Origin of the sequence: Mycobacterium sp. TY815 (assembly GCF_030755135.1) — a bacterium.
Lineage (GTDB): Bacteria > Actinomycetota > Actinomycetes > Mycobacteriales > Mycobacteriaceae > Mycobacterium.
The window spans coordinates 1-17,398 of the sequence record NZ_JAUFRX010000006.1 but is presented as its reverse complement, the minus strand read 5'-3'; the positions used below and the strand labels follow the sequence as shown (position 1 = coordinate 17,398).

Sequence of the window (17,398 nt, the reverse complement as noted above, 5' to 3'; positions counted from 1 at the left end):
TTGATTACAGGAAGGGATTCACAATGAGCGGAGTTGGTGGCGGAGCAATCCACGGCGAACTTGACGGGATCGCCAGTGACGCGCAAGGGCTGTCGGAAGTCTCAGACACACAGGCCAACATTATGCATTCTCTGGGCAGCGCGATGGAAGCACTCGTCCCGGTGATGCACGGCGCTGCGGCGACAGCCATGCAGCATGTCGGCGAGCAGCTGCATGCCCAAGGTATGCGGTTCAGCGCGACCTTTGCTGACCACGCGCACAAGATGGCGACGAACGGCCAGATTTTTCAGACCCATGATGAGGACAACACCCACATCATTAGCCAGGTCGCCAACCTGATCAGCTGACCCTCCGAAGTAAACCTCTACATAATTTCCGAAAGGTAAGAGTCTGATGACCCTGATTCACTACAACACACCCCAGATCGCGGAAGTTGTTCAGCAGATCGCGCAGGCATCGTCACAAACCGAGACCAACCACCAGCGCTCGCTGCAGATCGTCACGGCCAATGCCAACAACTTCGGCGGACAAGGCTCCGAGGCGTTTCAGACGGTGATCGCCAAGGTCAACCACGAGTACGCGCAATCGCAAGCCGCGATCGCACGGGCCGGAGCCGCACTGAGCGCGGCGAATGACGCAATGACCCAGGGGGACCTCGCCTCTCGGGCGCAGTACATCTGACGGCCTCCCCCAGCACAGAGTCCCGGCACGGTCCGCGTCGTATTTGGCACGTGACGCGGACCGGTTCCGGACCTGGTGGAGCCGCCCCGCAAGCCGCGCGGGAGCACCGCCCCGCGACACCGAAAGCAGGCATAATCGTGACCCGTGCACCATCGTTTGTGAGGCGCCCCGCGCCTAGCCACCACGGGCCGCGTCCAGCCACAGCGCTCGAAACCACCTGTGAGGGTGTCTGGTTGCTGCAGGCGTTGTGTGGTGTGGAAACGCTGCCATCGCCCCTTTTGCTGCGACCCTATGTGGCCAAAGGTGGCGTGCCAGCCCATCCGGGTATTGAAGTCCTGCGCAAGGCCGGAGTGCTGATCGATGAGTCGACAGTGCACCCGACGATCGCGTTATGGCTACAGACTCTAGGTGCACCCGACATCGCGTTGTGCGTCGATGTGCGCCGGGCCGGCCAGTTCATGCGCCTGGTCGTGGCTCGCCGCGACAACATGCACGTCGCAATTTCGCGCGGCGGCAGCGACGGCGACAACGTCACGATTGAGCAATTGGGCACGGTGTCTTCGCTGCGCACTCTGTATGAAGCGATCATGGAGCTATGCGGGCGCCCCGGCGCACCGCTTGAGCCAGCCCGCTTCGACCCGATCACGGTGCGCTCGGCGGACTTTGTGAGCGGTCTGGGCCAGATCGCGCGCGGTGATCACACTCCCGCTGTGGCATTCGAAGCTCTTGCTCTCACCGCGGAACAGCGCCGACTGGTAATGCTCGCCGCGGATTCCCCGTTGATGGAGGTGTCGTTCGCGTTGCTTGTTCACGATTCCCGCGGCGATCACGTCGCGCTGGCATCTGCGGCAGTTACCGATACCACTCTGGGGCGCGTTGTAACCGGACCGGTGCGGGGCGAGGACGGCACCTGGTGGACACAGTTGGTGCCGGGTACGCCCGACGCCGGCGGCAGCGCGTTGCGCTCGTTGGTGTCCACGATGGGAACGAAGTGGAGCACTCATTCCCGTTTTTACTAAACAGACAAATCATACGTTCACGTATTGATTGACTTAGCTATTATGTTTACTCTTGTGTTCGCGTTGCTGTGCACGCGGGCACGGCCGCGACGATGACATGGGAGAACCCGAAGTGAGCGACCGCAACGATTTCTATGCCCGCTATCTCGACGGCTCGGCCGATCGCGCCCCCCACGTCGGCTTGGACAATATGGGTGCCGACCAGGGCGCCAGCGCTCACGACCTCACCGGCGCCGCATCGGGCCACGCTTACGCAGAGCCGCACATGATGCGGGACCGATCTCAACCGCCCGTTGGCAGGAGTGGGCGACACGGGAGTGATCGCGGGGCGGCACTACACGGCGCCGAAGGTGTTCACCTGAACTCGGAAACAGCAGCGCTGCACGACGGGCCCGCGAACGTCTCGACCCCGGATGCCAGTGGGGTTGCCACACCATTTGGTGTGAGAGGGCAGCGCCCTGGCCACCACGATTCCGATGGGCACCAACCGAGCCCCGTGGGACCACCGGGACACGAGGATCCGCAGCCTATTGACCACATCGCGGCGCAGCAGCCGGCCCGCGGACGGTCCGCTCACGACGACGAATTGGATGCGGACGGAAGCTTCTTGGGTTCGTTGCAGCGCCCTGGCGGGGAACAGCACGGGGTATCGGTCGGGCTCATGCGAGCCCAAATCCGAGAATCTCAAGTGGCCCCACCCTACAAGCCGGTACCCCAGACGGGTTGGCGTAAAGGGCTTTATCGACTCACGCGGATCAACGTGGGACTGTCTCAGGATGAGCGCGACCTCAACCAGTTGCGCCGACGTTTGAAAGTGAATCTGCGTGGCAAGTACGTCATCGCGGTCATGGGCTCCAAAGGCGGGGTGAACAAGACAACAGCCACCATCTGTATTGGGGCCGCCCTCAAGCAATATCGTGATGACAAGATCGTGGCACTGGACGCCAACCCGGCCAGCGGCAACCTGGAAAAGCGTGTCGACGAGCCGGTGACGTTGTCATGGCGCGGCCTGATCAACGATCGACACTTGCGTGACAGCAGCGACTTCCAGGCCTACCTGGGCAGAGACAGCGCCTCAGGGCTGAATGTCCTCGGCAGCGACCCGGGCGACCAGGTACTGACCGGAACAGCCTTGCTGGAGGCGTGGCGCCGCTTGCAGATTCAGTACCCGATCGCAATTCTCGACTGCGGCAATCAGATTCGTGACGACATCACGCGGGTGATCTTGCAAGAATTCCCTGTCAACGCGATCGTTGTTCCGTCCACGACGCGCCTTGATGGTGCCAAAGGTGCCGCCGAAACTTTGAATTGGCTTCTCACACATGGCTATCCACATTTGGTGCGTGAAGCCGTGGTTGTGGTGAGCAATATCAACAAGGTGCCCGCCAGCAGGCAGGTGCAGCGTCTTCACGAAGATTTCGAACGCACTGTCCGCGCGGTGCACGACGTTCCGTTTGATGACCACCTCAGCGACGCTGTGGCTATTGAATGGGCGCGACTGCGGCCTGCCACCCGCCGCGCCTACCTCGAGGCCGCGGCGTCACTGGTCGATGGGTTCGCCAGCGCGGCAGATCGGGAGTCCGGTGCTGCGTATTGGCCTGCGGGTGGCTCGCAGTGACCGCCGTTGTCGGCCAAGCCTCCGGTGTGGTCACTGCCGCTAAGGTGCGACTGCGTGAGCAGGTACGGGTGGCGGTCTTGTTCGATGGCCGCCAGACCGACATGGCTTTGCCTGCCACCGAGACGGTGGCGACGGTGGCCGCCGACGTGCTGCGCGAGTTGCTAGAGCCGGGGGAAACTATCCGGCCGCCCGATTCCGGGCAGCTGATCACACCGGGCACCGTCGTCCTCAAGAGGGTCACAGGCACCCCGCTCAACCGCACCCAGAGCCTTGCCGCACAACACATTAAAGACGGCGACCTGCTCATCCTCGATGTCGAGGACGCGCCGGTATCGTTGACGCCGGTCGTTGAGAATGCGTCCTCGGCAATCGCGCAATTTAACGCGCAGCGATTCGCCTCCGTAACGCCCCATACAGCCATCCAGTTCGCCGCCTGCACCGTCTTCCTCTGCTGCATGTTGGCGACCGGCTTGTTGGTCAACATGTGGCGATTGGAACTGGTAGCCGGACACCAGTGGCCCGTGCTGCCGGCAGCGACGGCCGCCGCGATCACGGTCACCTTCACCCTGTCGGGTGCGCTGGTTCAGTGGCGGCGCCGAATTCCGTTGATGAGTTACGGCTTCTGGGGTGGGTCGTTGATCGCCGGCAGTGCGGCAGGATTCATCGCGGTGCCTGGTCCTGCAGATGGCTGGCACGCCGTGCTCGCGTCGGCCATCACCCTGACCATCACGGTGACGCTCTGGCGGCTCACAGCGGCACCCAAAGGCGTGCTGGCATGGCTGACCTTGACGGCCACCGGTGTCTTTGCCATCGCCCTGGCGTACGCGCTGGGGGTCAAGACGAACTACATTTGTATTGCTGCCCTGTTCGTGGCCCTGCTGGTGCTCAAGGGCACGGAGTCGTTCGCCCAGCTACTGGCCCGGGTTCCGATGCCGCCGTTTCCGACAGTGACCGGCAAACTGGCCTTTGACGATGCCGAGGAAATCGCCTCCCAGGCACTCGTAGCCGCCGAAACCAACGGCACCCCGAGTGTCAGTGAGCTACAGCGCTCGGCCAACGCCGCGAATTCATACCAGCGCGCAATCGTGGCTGCGACAGCACCATTCTTCATTCTCGCAGCGGCGGGTGCGGTCACCCCCGGGCATGGCCGGTGGTGGCTGGCTACCGTCTACACACTCATGCTGGCACTGGTACTGGTTTTCCGCGGGCGGTCTTTCGCGGATCGCGCGGCCTCAATCACCGTCGTGGCAACTGCATTCACGATGGCGGCTGGCGTCTCGGTGAAATACGCTGCTACTAGCACTGATCCGCTTTTCAGTCTGGCCAGTGCCGCCTTCGTGCTCTCGTTGGGACTAGCAGCCCTGTTGGTCGCCGCGGTCGTACCGAGGCGGGTGTTCTCCGCGCCATTTCGCAAAGCAGTGGAATGGCTGGACTACGCACTTCAAGTCTGCATTCCACCCCTCGTTTTTTGGTTGTTGAACCTGTACTTCCTGACCAGGAATGCCCTGTGAACCGCATGATCGCGGTCTTCGCCACCGCGGTGCTGGCACTGCTGAGCCCCATGGCAGCAGGAACAGCGGGGGCCATTGCCAAGCCGGTGATCGATCCCGCCGCCGTGCCAGCCGACACACCACCAGGCCCAGATGAACCGCTGCGTATGCAGCACAACTGCGCTGTAACGGGCGTCCTGGCAGGCAGTGATCTCGGCGCCCCTAGTCCCTCGCAAGCGCTAATGTATATCCCGGCGATGTGGAAGTCGGCCGGACGCGGCGCGGGGGTAGCGGTAGCGATCATCGACACCGGAGTTAATCCCTCGCCCCGACTTCCTCACGTCCACGGTGGCGGCGACTACGTCGCCCCAGAAGGCGGGTCGAACGGATTGACAGATTGCGATGCCCACGGAACGGTGGTGGCCAGCATAATCGGCGGTGCCCCTGCCGATGGTGACGGATTTTCTGGCGTGGCGCCCGATTCCGACATCATTTCGATTCGTCAATCCTCAGAAGCCTACGTTCCCTCCAACCCATCACCGGGCGACTTCGCCACCGACCGTCGCGCTGGAACGGTCTCCTCACTGGCCAAGGCGGTCGTACACGCGGCAAATTCGGGAGCGCGGGTGCTCAACATGTCAATCGTGGCGTGCATTCCCGTCCTCAAGCCGGTCGACCAGACCACCTTGGGAGCAGCTCTGCGCTACGCGGCGGTTGACAAGGACATGGTGATCGTCGCGGCCTCGGGCAATCTGGCTAACCAGGACTGCGCGCAGAATCCCGATATCGACGCCACCAACTTCAACGACCCCCGCAACTGGGGCGCGGTGGTGACAATCTCGACCCCGAGTTGGTTTGATTCCTACGTCTTGTCGGTAAGCGCCGTCGATGGGCAGGGCAAGCCCGCAGTCGACGATCACGGCCGCGAAATCAGCCTGTCCGGTCCGTGGGTCGGTGTCGCCGCACCCGGTGTGTACGTCGAGGGGTTCGACGATAAGGGCGCGGTCATCAATGCGACATTCGATCCCAACGCAGGCGCTTTGCGCGCGATCAATGGGACCAGCTTTTCAGCCGCCTTCGTCACAGGTTTGGCCGCGCTCGTACGCGCCAAGTATCCCAATTTGACTGCCGCACAGGTTATCCGCCGCATAGAAGAGACCGCCCACTCACCTGCTGCATTAGTGGACAATCGAGTGGGCTACGGAGTCATCGACCCGCAGGCTGCGCTCAACAACGACGTACCCCTTGGTCCGATGCGAAACCCCGAGCACCTCTCGCGCCCGCTGCAGATGCCTGCGGCGCCATCCCGGCCTAATCGAAAGCCGATGGTCGTGGCGCTTATCGGCTCATCAACGGCTCTGCTACTGATCGCACTCGTCATATTCGTCCCCAACCTCGTTAGGCGCCGGCCGTGACTGTAACTGTTGAAGACGAGACCGACGCTCAGGCTGGCGCAGGCGATCAGACGGCGCGTTCCATGGCACAAGTGACGGCGCTGCGCGGCTGGGGATGTAATTTGTCACTGCGCCGGGTAATGATCGGAGAGTCTCTTGGGCTGGCCGCCATCGCTGCCCTTGCTGCGCTGACACCGTGGTTCGCGCTCATACCAGTCATACTGGCCTGCTTGGTCTTTGCCACCGCAACCTTCCGCGGAAGCACCGCCACGCAATGGGCGAGCCGCGGGCTACGGGTGTCACTGGCCGCGCGGCGCTCGCCAATGCGGGTAGCCCGTGCAACCATCCCCGCACCATTCAGTGTGGAACTGCACGGGGTTGGTCCGATCGGTATGCGCTGGGACGGCCACTACGCGATCACCATGATCGCGCTGTATGGACGCGAATTCGCCCAGACCGTACTGGTCTCTGAAGGCGTCGATACACTCGATACGCTACCGCTGCAAGCCTGCGCCGCGTTGATGGAACAGTTCGGCGGCCTGGAGCTTCATTCCATCGACGTAGTCTCCGACGGCGCCCGCATGGCACCAGACGGCTGGTTTACCGCACGCTACGACGAGATCATCGGCGACCGCTCCGCGGTGGGAATGCGCCGCAGTTGGCTGATACTGCGGCTGCGGCCTCAGGCGTGCTTGCAGGCGATTGCCTACCGCGGCAGCGTGGCCAATGCTGCGGCCGCCGCCACCGAACGTATACGCCAAGCGCTGGTGCGCGCCGGCTGTCGATCGCTGATCTGCAACCCCGAGCAATTCAACCGCGCCCAGTCAACCCTTCTCGACAGCCATGACTTGGACGCGTTCGAGGAGCACTGGACCGATCTGCAAGTCGGTGATGACTACGTCTCGGTCTATCGCGTCGAAGGCGCCGACCTGAATACCCGGCTGCTCAATGACCTTTGGACAATCCGCTCCCGAAAAACCGTCATACTGGTGCGGCTCACACGCGAGAACACAGGCACAGCTCCGCACATTGGCGCCCTCGTACGCCTGCACACTGCCTCGCCCCAACCTCATCCACCCATATCGACGTTGCATTCCGTTGCAGGACAGGCGCTCTACGCGCTGATGGCTTCGCTGCCGCTGGGGGACCGTGCGGTGCAGCTCGAACTGTCAACGCGACCGCTCGCCGGCCGAGAGCTCCAAATTCCGATCGGCCCGTCGGGATTCCTGCACGGAATGGCAGAGCGCGCCGGTGTGCCAGTTCTACTGGCCTGGAACGATCCTTTGCGTTTCATACGCGTTGCAATCGCCGCACACCTCGACGTGGTCCAATCGCTGGTTCTGCGCGCCACAGCAGCCGGTGCCATAGCCGAAATCCACACACAGCGACCGCAAGTATGGAAGCCGATCTGCGACGACGTACGCATCATCTTGGCCCAGAGCCATCAGCGATCCGAGGATGCCACCTTGATCATCGCCGACGGACCCTTAGCACAACAGAGACTGGCCGCCAGTGGGGAAAAGGGCCACGCTCTGGTGTGCGTTGCCACCGAGGGTGCACTGACGTTTGACGACGCCGACATCACGATCCAGCAGAGCACCCCAGGGCGCCTGACCATAGGTACGCCCTACAGCCCAGAGATCACGTTGGCCATTATGCGGCCTCGCAACGAGTCGCAGAGCCTCGCCCACCTCCGCAGCAGCGGATCGCAACAATGAGCGTGCGCACCATGGAAGCGCTGCGCGCTGGCATCAAAGCCCTTTCGATCAACCCTCGCAGAGCATTAGATGTGCTCCGATTAGCCACTGACGAAGACCCAGCGATGGCCGACGCGTGGCTAGGGCGGGTGGCCGCAGGCGACCGCTCCATGAGCACGCTGGCTGGATTGTCCGCAGCTGCAGCACGATTCGGTCAAGACCTCATGACAATGGGCGTGCATCCCAAGCAACTCGCCGTGTCCTTCGATGTGGGCTATGTGCGGTTGGTGCTCGACGATGGCATCGCAGCCAAGCTGGCCCATATCGCTGCGCTGCTGGCTGAGCGAGAGTTCGAACAGGCCAATGCGCTCTTGGATTCTATCTCGGTGCAGGCCAATCGGGTGACCTACGTTCGCGCGCAGCTAATGCACGACACTGAACGCTGGCCGGACCTGCTGGCGGCGGTCACAGGCTGTCAAGCATGGTCGGCTGACCAATACCTCATGCGAGCCGCAAGTCTGCTCGAAGGCAAAGCTGCAGCCAATCTCGGACTGTTCGACCGTGCGCTAAGCGCTCTCACCCGCGCCTCGGAATCCTCGCTCACCGGTGAGGATCCTGTGGTACGTGATGCCCTGTACCTGCGCGCGCTTATCGCCCGTTGCCAGGGTCAAGAGGACGAAGCGCAGCACATGCTGGCTGACGTCGTCGCACGCTGGCCAGAGTTCGCGATCGCCAAGCAAGCGCTAGCTGACCCCACGTACAGCCTGCACATCGTTGACCACGTGACAATCGACAGTCGTACTGACCGTTGGGATCCCGCCACCCAGACCACGCCTGCACAACGCGCAGCGGCCGACCGCGCCGATGCCGCACGCAAGCGGATGGCAGACGCCGAGCAATCCTTGGCTAATATGGTCGGCCTCGATGACGTCAAGAGGCAGATCGCTTCATTGAAAGCGAGCACGATAACGCGAATCCTGCGTCAGCGCAAGGGAATTCCGACGCCAGTGGTAAGTCGGCATATGTTGATGGTAGGACCGCCGGGGGTTGGTAAGACGGAATCGGCGCGTGCCATCGCCAAGATCTTCTGCGGGTTGGGGATATTGCCGCGGCCGGACGTGTACGAGACGAAGAAGGACAGCCTTACCGGTCAATACGTTGGAGACGTCGAGGTTCAGACCCGTGAGTTCTTGTCCAACTCGCTTGGCGCTACGGTCTTTTTCGACGAGTTCGGGGATCTAGCCCACGGCGGCTATGCTCACGGCGACCCGATTGGGCAGGCCATCATCGGCGTGCTGGTTCCGTGGATGGAGAACCACCGCGACGAGGCAGTGCTGATCGCAGCTGGGTACCCACGAGCCTGCGAGCGCGTGTTAGGCGTTAACGCCGGCTTGCGGGGCCGCTTCGCGACAACCATCGCGTTCGAGTCATACCAGCCGGATAAGTTGATCGCGATCGCGCAGGCAATCATTACCCGCGGCGGCGACATCCCAGAGCCGGGCGCGCTGGAGGCGGTGTTGACCGAGCCGTTCACCCGGTTCTACAACCAGGAGCATCGCACTGAAGACAACGACATCGTGCGTACGATCGACACCCTCGGCAACGGGCGGTTCGTCCGCAACATCGTTGAGGCCGCCCAGAAGGTGCGAGACGAACGCATCGTTGATGCCTACGGTTTGCATCATGTTGACCTGACCGACGACAACCTTGGTGAAGAAATAACCGACGATGCGATGTCGCTGCTGACGGGTGCCGATTTAGCCCACGGCCTGCAAGAGGCTCTACCGCCGGCGTTGAGAGAAAGGAGTCTGCACGTCTGATGGCGTATGCCGGCACCCCCGTGGGCCTCTCGCTAGATGATGTACAGCGCATGGAGCAGCAACACCCCAACTTTTGATACAAGCCGGTCGGGCGTGGGTACTATCCGCCACATGTTGTTGACGGACGGTGAGGCCTCCGCCGGATACAAGAACATGCAGCTTTGGGGGCCGGGGGACGGGGGAGGTTTACCTCGCGCAGCATCCCAGGCTGCCGCGTCCGGATGCGTTGAAGCTCCTGCCTCAGGGCTGGCGCAGCCTGTGGTGTTTGTGGATGGCCTATGTTGGGGAGGATTCAGGTGGAGGGCACGCCATTCGGTCGCTACCGGCTGATCGAGTTGCTGGGCCGTGGCGGCATGGGTGAGGTCTGGCGTGCCCAAGACACCAACACCGACCGTATCGTCGCTATCAAGCTGTTGCCCGTTGCACTGGCAGCGGATTCCACCTTCGTGCAGCGGTTTCGACGCGAGGCCTATGCCGCAGCGAGATTGAACAATCCTCATATCATCCCCATCCATAATTAGGGGTGCCGGTAAGAATCGTGTCACCAGCCGCAAACGAACGGCTTTAGGCGGGCAGCGGTTGGTGCTGCTTGGTCGCGGGCGCGAGGTAGCGGTGCAGCGATGTCTTCGGAATTCCGGTCTTGCTTGCGATTTCGCCCAGGCTCTTGCCCTGTTCGCGTAGCAGCCGGGCGTAGTCGATCTTGTCGTCGGGCCAGGCGGTGGGCCGGCCGATGTGACGGCCGTTGGCTTCGGCGACAGCGCGGGCGTGGGCAGCGCGTTCGGCGGTGAAGGTGCGTTCCATTTCCGCGAACAGGGCGAGCAGTAGGAAGGCGCTGCGGGCCATGCCTTCGTCTGCGGTGTTGATCGGGATGGGGTCGGCCAGCGTACGCATGCCGATCTTCTTCTCGTTGAGGTCGTGGACGAGGTTGAGCACTTCGCGAAGGTTCCGGCCGAGTCGGTCGAGGGTGTAGGTCACGATGGTGTCGCCGGGGCGCGCGTATTGGAGCAGTTTGGTCAGGCCGGGTCGGTCGACGGTCGTGCCGGTGCTCTTGTCGACGTAGATCCGTTCCTCGGGTAGTCCGGCCTTGGCGAGGGCGTCGTGTTGGCGGTCCAGGGTCTGCTTGGTGGTGGAGACGCGGGCGTACCCGAGTTCGAGTCCACCCGCGGGTTGTGCTGGTGTGCTCACCATGCCTGAAATGTACCGGAATTCGTCACCGTGTGGGACTTTTGGAACGGTAATTTCGGAACGATTTCCGGAACGAACGTTGTTCCTATTCTCCCTGGTCGCCGACCGCTGATCGGAGTTTGCTTGGGTACTGTCGTGTCATTCCGCTTCCAAGGATGCGGAACGCGGGCACGCGCAGGTCGTGGCGACGGTATTTGCGGTGGTTCAGCTGCCGCTGAGAGTGAGCCTGCTGCTCATGTTGAGCTTGACCTCGCCGTAGGGCAGCACATGCGACCAGAACAACGGGGTCAGGCCGCGTCGGTCCTCCGGGGTAAGCACGTCCTCCCACTCCGGGTCGGCGAGGATGTCTTGGAGCATGAGCGTGTTGACGTAGACCATCGCGGCCTGCAGTATGCGCAGGCATAACACGCTCATCTCCTGCTCGTCGCGCCGGTTGGTGGCCAGATCGCCGGACTTGCCGTAGAAGATGACGGCGTTGGCGCGGTTCCAGGACTCAACGACGTTGAGGCCTTCGTTGATCTCCCGTTGCAGCGCCCGGCTACGCAGGTAGCGGCACAGGAAAATCGTCTTCTGAACCCGGCCCAGCTCGATCATCGCCTGGTAGGTCGGATGGGCGGCGTTGGCCTTCATGAACCTCCGCAGAATCGCCTCCGTCGAGGCGGTGCGCACGCGGATCGCGGTGGCGTACTTAAGCATCTGGTCGTACTGCTCGGCGATACTGTCCCACCGGATCGGGCGTGTCATGGCCGGACCCAGGCGCGGCCACAGGCCCGCCTCCCCGGCCGCCGGGCGGTACAGCTTGACCTTGTTGATCCGCTTGATACGCGGCAGCAGGTCGAACCCGAGCAGCTTCGTGATGCCGAACCCGATCTCTGACTGCCCGTGCGTATCAACATAATTGGACTCGACGGTCATCTCCGTGCCGTGGTGGATAGCGCCCTCCACCATCGCGTGCACCTCCGAGGCGGAGCAGTTCAGCAGCTGGGAGTGGATGACCACTGATCCCTTCTCCACCGACCAGTAGATCAGCACGCCGCGACCGCCATAGCGGGAGTGCCACTCGGTGAAGATGTTCTGGTCGAACGCCCCGAAGTGCGTCGAATCGCTTGCGATCGCCGTGGACCCTTCGCCCCACAGCGCGGCTCGGCGGGATCGGAATGTCGCGTCAGCGATCTCGATAGCGACGCGCCGCGCGGCCTCGGCAGTCAGGTAACGCCTTCTCGCGTAGCGGATCTCGTCCTCGCTGTGGCGGTCAGCGCCGCCGACGACGGCGCGGATGCCGGTGTTGGTGCCGTAGGCGTAGATCGCCAGCAGCAGCCGCTCGGCCAGCACCTCTTCGGGAAGATTTCCCCGGTCAGCCACCGAAGTTACCGTGCGCAGGCATCCGGTACGTAGCACCGCTTCCTTGAGCATGTCGATCAACGGCACCCCACCCCAGCGGGTCGCCACGGCCTGCTTGAGCTTGCGCAGGTTCTTGGGCTCCGTCGCGGCCGAGATCGGCGTCAGCTTGATCGGGCCGGCCTTACGCTCCTTGATCTCCAGAAAGTCGCACGTGGGCAGCGCGTCATGCAGCATGTCGAGTTCGGCGCGCATCTCTTCCTGCATCGCCGCGATGAACTCGCTCGGGTCCATCGGTTTACGCAAGGCCTCGTAGTGCTCTACTCGGCGTTCCTCGAAGTCGGACGGCAGATCCTCGGCCGGGTTGCGCCAGCGGTCCGCGCCGACGACCCAGATCTCCTTGCACCGCAACTGGTCCCGCAGCGCCTGAAACGTGCACACCTCGTACACCATGCGCACCACTCGGCGTTTGCCGCGCTTGTCGGCCTGATATGCCAGCCCTTCCCAGTCACCACACAGCCCGCGATGGGTCGGAACGCACTCATCGAGCGGGTAGTAGCGTAGGTTCGCCGTGCCCGCGTAGCGGCCGATCAGCTCCAGCGCGTCCAGCACCGGCCGATGGGCGCTGTTGTTGGAGCAGAACTCCAGCACGGAAAGCAGCTTGATCATCCCGGCCCGGTAATGGTTGGTGTAGGAACCGCGCAGCGTGGCCTTCACGGTTCGCTGATAAGTCGATCCCGAAGACTTGAACTCGGCCACCAGATCGCGCAACGTCGCCTGCGACGCCACCGGGTACACGGCCTCGCGTACGAGCTTGTCCCCGGCGTCCACGGTGGCCTCGGCGACGCGGAATAGCAGGTTCTCCTTGCCGGTGACCCGCTTGAACTCCTTGATCAGCTGATTGGTGACCCGCACCTCCGCGCGAGCGTTGATCCGATGCACCGTCGAGCACAGCAGCTCCACCAGCGTGTCGGTGATCTCCCGCAATCGGCACGCCAGCAGCGCCGCCAACAAGGTCAGCGTCGTCTGGCCGGAGTGGCTGCGCAGGTGGCTCGGAGCCTCCACCGCGGCGCGACCGCGCCAGGCTGTCACGATCTTCGGGGCGATGTCGGCGAACACGTCGCCCGGGACGCCGATCGCGCGGACCGCTTCCAGCTTGGCGATCTCGGTCAGCATCGTGTTCAAGCTGACGTTGCCCGCATCCGCGCGGATCGATGCCAGGATCGTCGGCCCTTCGTCATCGGCTGGATCGCCGTCGACTGTCTCGGCGACCAGCGCCAACAGCTTCGCCTTGACCGGCTCGTCCAGCCGAGACGCCACCCGCGCGAACAGCAGCTCCTCGCCGCGGCTCAACGCCGACCGCACCATCCGCTCTATGCGGCCCGCCGACGGCGGCTCGATCCGCTCGGCCCGGCACCACGCCAACAGCCGATCACGCACCGCTTCGGCACCGCGCTGGACCTGGGTGACGTTGGCGACCAGCCACTCAACGGCCGCGTCGGCGTCCGCGACGCTGCACTCGCGGAAGCCGAGAGCCTCGCGGATCTGGGCGCGGTGGTACTCGATCGTGCGCCCGGACCACTCGTAGAACGCGATATCGGTAGGCGTCACACCCACCTGACGGGCGACGTACTCGACAGCGGCATCCGGGATCTCACCCCGCCCACGCGGGAACCGGCCGCGCTCGGTGTAGAACCGCAGCAGCAGAGCAAACCCCAACCGGGTTGCGCCCCGCTTGCCCGAAACCAACTCCTGCTCAGCGCCAACAAGCGTCCACCGGTCGATCAGCTCGTCCTGATCCAAGTCCCTCATCACGCGCGGAAACTACACCGCATTATCTGTAACAACGACCGAGGTGTGTAAGACAGTTATCCACGCATACCTCTGCTACCCCGACCGACGTAGTTCGCGAGCGGCAGTTGGATGCCATCGGGTCGGGTCCACAGGATCGCCGCGCAGCGCTCTCGCCGCGATCCTGGCAGGAGGGCGTCAAATGTCGTATCAATCATGGCGACTTGTCCTTCCTCGTTCCGCGGCGCGTCCGGTTTCAAAGCCAAGATCAACCGGGAGCACGCTTGGGCGCTCAACCCATTGACCACCAGCTTGGGCACGTGGCTCAGCCCTGCGATAGCGCACGTTGGTAGTCAGGATTCGAGGTAACAACCTGGGATCTTGCAGCCGTGCCTGCGGGTCAACCAAATTCATGACCCGCAGGAAGCGTTCGGTCAGGGCGGTGTCATACGCGGTGGCGTTGAGCGCTGCCTTGGCTGTCCAACCCATGACCCGCTGCCGCATCGACCGCGGCTCTTGCGCAGGGGCAAAGATGCGGTCACGGACCTGGTTTGCCGTCCAGGTCGGGCCGATCTGTCGCGCGGTAGCGCTAAAGAAACGTTGCGCCAAATCGAAGTCGCCGTAGCTTAGGCAGTCGCGCAATGTCAGGGCCTGCATCTCTATGTCAACCTGACTCAGGACCACTGTGACGGCTTGATTCGGGACCACCTCGGCGAGGAGGTGGTGGCTCAGGCGTCTTCGTAGGCTGTGATCGCGAGCTGCTACCGCGGGTATGGCTGAGCCGGTATGAGGTGGTGCCGGTTTCGATGATGGTGCCGTGGAAGGTGAGTCGGTCGACGATCGCGGCGCAGAGTCGGGGGTCGGTGAAGGTTTTGGTCCAGCCGGAGAAACTCTCGTTGGATGCGATGGCTACTGACGCCTTTTCCTCGCGTTCAGTGAGTACTTGGAACAGCAACTCCGCGCCCCGGCGGTCGAGTTCCATGTAGCCGAGTTCGTCGATACATAAAAGATCGACGCGGCCGTAGCGGGCGATCGTGCGGGCGAGTTGCTTTTCATCGGCGGCCTCGACGAGTTCGTTGACCAGTTTGGTCGCCAGTGTGTAGCGGACGCGGAAGCCTTGCTCGGCGGCGGCGGTGCCCACACCAATGAGCAGGTGGGACTTGCCGGTGCCCGAGTCGCCGATCAGGCAGAGCGGGTCGCCTCGGCGTATCCAATCGCCTTGGGCGACGGTATGTACGGTGGCGGCGTTGATGTTTGGGTTGGCGTCGAAATCGAAGTCGCCCAACCATTTCTGACGTGGAAACCCGGCCGCTGCGACTCGCCGCAAGGTGGATCGGCGGTCCCGGTCATCGCATTCGGCCAGGAGCAGTTCGGCGAGGAAGCCGTGGTAGGTGAGCTGTTCACGCTCGGCGACTTTCACTGCTTCGTCGATCACCGCACGCACGGTCGGCAACCGCAGGCGTCGGCATGCGGAATCGACGGCGGCTTGGGCCGCTTGTGGGGTCATCCCGCGTTGGCGGCGCAGGGTGTTGGTGACTTTCGTGGCCGTGCTCATGATCCAGTCGTTCCTTCCATTCCGTCACCGGGTGGCGGTGTTGGGGGTCTGCGTTGGAGCAGCTCGTCGTAGGCCGCGACGTCAGGCAGCGGCCGGGTGTCGGGTGGCAGGCCGGCGATCACGGTCGCTGGATCAGCCAGGCGGCGCTGGGTCAGACTGACGACCCGGTAATCGACGGTATTGGCATGGTTACCGGCGTGACGGTCTGATTCGAGACCACCACCGGCGGCATGCAGGCGTGCTTCGACCGCGACCACATCCGCTGAAACGGCACCGACCGACAGGGCGGCGTGGATCCCGGCGATCACATCGGTAGCGCGCATGCTGCGGTGCAGCAGCAGCACGTCGATTAGCGAGCGAGTCCCGCCAGCATCGCCGTCGACGCGGCGGGCCTGCTGCCAGAACGCCTCGTGCGCTGCGGTGAAAGTGCCGGCGGCGCGGGCCTGAGCAAGCGCGGTGGAGCCGGGCAACGCGCCGGGTTTGCAGTGCAACACCTCCAGATAGTGGTCGAGGTTGATCGATTGCCCGTTGCGGGTCGTGACGCGTTCATGGCGTGCGGCGATAGTGCGGCCGTCGAAGACGACCAACTCCGAGGCCCGCAGCGACACCCTGACTTTGCGTCCGATCAACCGGGCGGGAACCGAGTACTTCGCCGACCGCGCCGTGATCAGCGCCGACCGGTCCACCCGTGGATGCAGCACCAGCCCCGGGTCGAACCGCTCGGCAGGCAGAGCGGCGAGATGTTCTCGTTCGGTCTGGAAGTCCTGGCCCACGGTGTGCAGCCGGCCGGTGACCCGCCGATGATCCTCACGTGCTTCGCAGCGGCGGATGTAGTCGTTGAGCTCTGACAGCGAGTCCACTTCCGGCATGGGCGTGAGCCAGGTGCGGCGGAAACGTCCGATCTCGCCCTCGACTCCGCCTTTCTCGTGGGCGCCTTTCACTCCCGGCTGGCAGTAGAACGGGTCGAACCCGTAGAACGATCTGAACAGCACCCACCGGTCGTTCTCGACCCTGCCCCGACCGCGGCCGAACACCACCGAGGTGACCGCAGACTTCAAGTTGTCGTAGCGGATATGGCGCACCGGGATGCCGCCGATCACGTCGAATGCTTCGATGTGGCCTTCGAGGAACGCCTCCTGCGACTGAGTCGCATACACCCGATGGACTGCCTTGCCGGACATCGACATTCGGAAAACGAACATGTAGCAGCGGGTTCTGACACCAGCGAGGATGACGTGAACCTCGCCGAAATCAACCTCAGCTTCAGCGCCGGGCGGGTGTTCCTGCGGCACGAACGCTTCCTGCGCCTGCTTACCGGACTCGGCGATGATCTCCGCACGACGGACCCGGACATAGTCACGCACCGACGAATACGACACATCCTCAACGCCGTGTTCATCGGCCAGACGATTGCAAATCCTTGTCGCAGTGTGGCGTTGCTTGCGGGGCGCATCCAGATCGGTCCGCAGCATCGCATCAATCGCAGGTTTGAGCGGGCCCAGTTTCGGCGACTCCCGCACCGGTGTCTTCCGCCTCGGCGGCTCCGGATTCGCCAACGCGTGCCGGACCGTATCCCGGCCAACCTTGTACTTACGAGCAAGCGCCCGAATACCCAAACCCTCGACCCGGGCGTCCCTACGTATCTGGGCGAACAGCTCCACACGACTTCCCATCCGGAACCCTCCGACAGCGAGCCAATAATCGACACGCCAACCGTCGAGGGTGGTCCTGAATCAAACCGTCACAACACACCGGTCTGAAAGAAGGTGGTCCTGAATCAGGCCGTCACACCGGTCCTGAATCAAACTGT

The 17,398-nt window shown here is 63.3% G+C and carries 13 protein-coding genes and 1 pseudogene; 9 read left to right on the top strand and 5 right to left on the bottom strand.

The genetic code is table 11. The annotated features are described in order from the left end of the window. Positions 1-23: 23 nt before the first annotated feature. The 9 genes and pseudogenes from QXK92_RS32480 to QXK92_RS32440 form a co-directional block, all read left to right on the top strand. Positions 24-347 carry a WXG100 family type VII secretion target gene (locus QXK92_RS32480; RefSeq protein ID WP_306248731.1) on the top strand — a complete coding sequence of 108 codons (324 nt, stop codon included), beginning with the start codon at positions 24-26 and terminating at the stop codon, positions 345-347. Between the two features lie 46 nt (positions 348-393). Further along, positions 394-681 (top strand): WXG100 family type VII secretion target, encoded by a 288-nt coding sequence (locus QXK92_RS32475; RefSeq protein WP_306248729.1) that lies wholly within the window; start codon positions 394-396, stop codon positions 679-681. Positions 682-914: 233 nt separating this feature from the next. After that, entirely contained in the window at positions 915-1,700 is a 786-nt protein-coding gene (locus QXK92_RS32470; RefSeq protein ID WP_306248727.1) for an ESX secretion-associated protein EspG, read from the top strand. A 112-nt stretch (positions 1,701-1,812) separates the two neighbouring features. Further along, positions 1,813-3,318, top strand: a complete 1,506-nt coding sequence (locus QXK92_RS32465; protein WP_306248725.1) for a MinD/ParA family protein — start codon at positions 1,813-1,815, stop codon at positions 3,316-3,318. Then, on the top strand, positions 3,315-4,829 hold the full coding sequence (gene eccD / locus QXK92_RS32460) for a type VII secretion integral membrane protein EccD (RefSeq protein WP_306248722.1): 1,515 nt from the start codon (positions 3,315-3,317) through the stop codon (positions 4,827-4,829). Before QXK92_RS32465 ends, eccD begins: the two co-directional genes overlap by 4 nt. A gap of 5 nt (positions 4,830-4,834) precedes the next feature. Next, entirely contained in the window at positions 4,835-6,223 is a 1,389-nt protein-coding gene (mycP, locus tag QXK92_RS32455) for a type VII secretion-associated serine protease mycosin (RefSeq protein WP_306248889.1), read from the top strand. Then, on the top strand, positions 6,220-7,920 hold the full coding sequence (gene eccE, locus QXK92_RS32450; RefSeq protein WP_306248719.1) for a type VII secretion protein EccE: 1,701 nt from the start codon (positions 6,220-6,222) through the stop codon (positions 7,918-7,920). The genes mycP and eccE overlap by 4 nt, the downstream gene beginning before the upstream one ends. Next, the gene (eccA, locus tag QXK92_RS32445; RefSeq protein WP_306248716.1) at positions 7,917-9,719 is read left to right on the top strand and encodes a type VII secretion AAA-ATPase EccA; all 1,803 of its coding nucleotides are present in this window, start codon (positions 7,917-7,919) and stop codon (positions 9,717-9,719) included. Before eccE ends, eccA begins: the two co-directional genes overlap by 4 nt. A 296-nt stretch (positions 9,720-10,015) precedes the next feature. Next, a pseudogene (locus QXK92_RS32440) lies at positions 10,016-10,234 on the top strand (serine/threonine protein kinase); the annotation flags it as partial. Positions 10,235-10,283: 49 nt separating this feature from the next. On the opposite strand, the gene QXK92_RS32435 reads toward QXK92_RS32440, so the two are convergent. The 5 genes from QXK92_RS32435 to istA form a co-directional block, all read right to left on the bottom strand. Then, positions 10,284-10,907 carry a recombinase family protein gene (locus QXK92_RS32435; protein ID WP_306248714.1) on the bottom strand — a complete coding sequence of 208 codons (624 nt, stop codon included), beginning with the start codon at positions 10,905-10,907 and terminating at the stop codon, positions 10,284-10,286. Between the two features lie 201 nt (positions 10,908-11,108). Beyond that, positions 11,109-14,054, bottom strand: coding sequence for a Tn3 family transposase (locus QXK92_RS32430; protein WP_306248887.1), 2,946 nt, complete (start codon positions 14,052-14,054; stop codon positions 11,109-11,111). A 189-nt stretch (positions 14,055-14,243) separates the two neighbouring features. After that, complete coding sequence (locus tag QXK92_RS32425; RefSeq protein ID WP_306248712.1) at positions 14,244-14,717, bottom strand: hypothetical protein; 474 nt, start codon at positions 14,715-14,717, stop codon at positions 14,244-14,246. Further along, positions 14,698-15,588 carry an IS21-like element helper ATPase IstB gene (gene istB, locus QXK92_RS32420; protein ID WP_082275278.1) on the bottom strand — a complete coding sequence of 297 codons (891 nt, stop codon included), beginning with the start codon at positions 15,586-15,588 and terminating at the stop codon, positions 14,698-14,700. Before istB ends, QXK92_RS32425 begins: the two co-directional genes overlap by 20 nt. Beyond that, positions 15,585-17,261 carry an IS21 family transposase gene (gene istA / locus QXK92_RS32415; protein WP_055578112.1) on the bottom strand — a complete coding sequence of 559 codons (1,677 nt, stop codon included), beginning with the start codon at positions 17,259-17,261 and terminating at the stop codon, positions 15,585-15,587. The genes istB and istA overlap by 4 nt, the downstream gene beginning before the upstream one ends. Positions 17,262-17,398 lie beyond the last annotated feature (137 nt).

Bases quoted from the DNA above. Each gene is read 5' to 3' on its own strand.
- QXK92_RS32480 (WP_306248731.1), top strand. From the start codon at position 24: ATGAGCGGAGTTGGTGGCGGAGCAATCCACGGCGAACTTGACGGGATC.
- QXK92_RS32475 (WP_306248729.1), top strand. From the start codon at position 394: ATGACCCTGATTCACTACAACACACCCCAGATCGCGGAAGTTGTTCAG.
- mycP (WP_306248889.1), top strand. From the start codon at position 4,835: ATGATCGCGGTCTTCGCCACCGCGGTGCTGGCACTGCTGAGCCCCATG.
- eccA (WP_306248716.1), top strand. From the start codon at position 7,917: ATGAGCGTGCGCACCATGGAAGCGCTGCGCGCTGGCATCAAAGCCCTT.
- QXK92_RS32435 (WP_306248714.1), bottom strand. From the start codon at position 10,907: ATGGTGAGCACACCAGCACAACCCGCGGGTGGACTCGAACTCGGGTAC.
- QXK92_RS32430 (WP_306248887.1), bottom strand. From the start codon at position 14,054: ATGAGGGACTTGGATCAGGACGAGCTGATCGACCGGTGGACGCTTGTT.
- istB (WP_082275278.1), bottom strand. From the start codon at position 15,588: ATGAGCACGGCCACGAAAGTCACCAACACCCTGCGCCGCCAACGCGGG.
- istA (WP_055578112.1), bottom strand. From the start codon at position 17,261: ATGGGAAGTCGTGTGGAGCTGTTCGCCCAGATACGTAGGGACGCCCGG.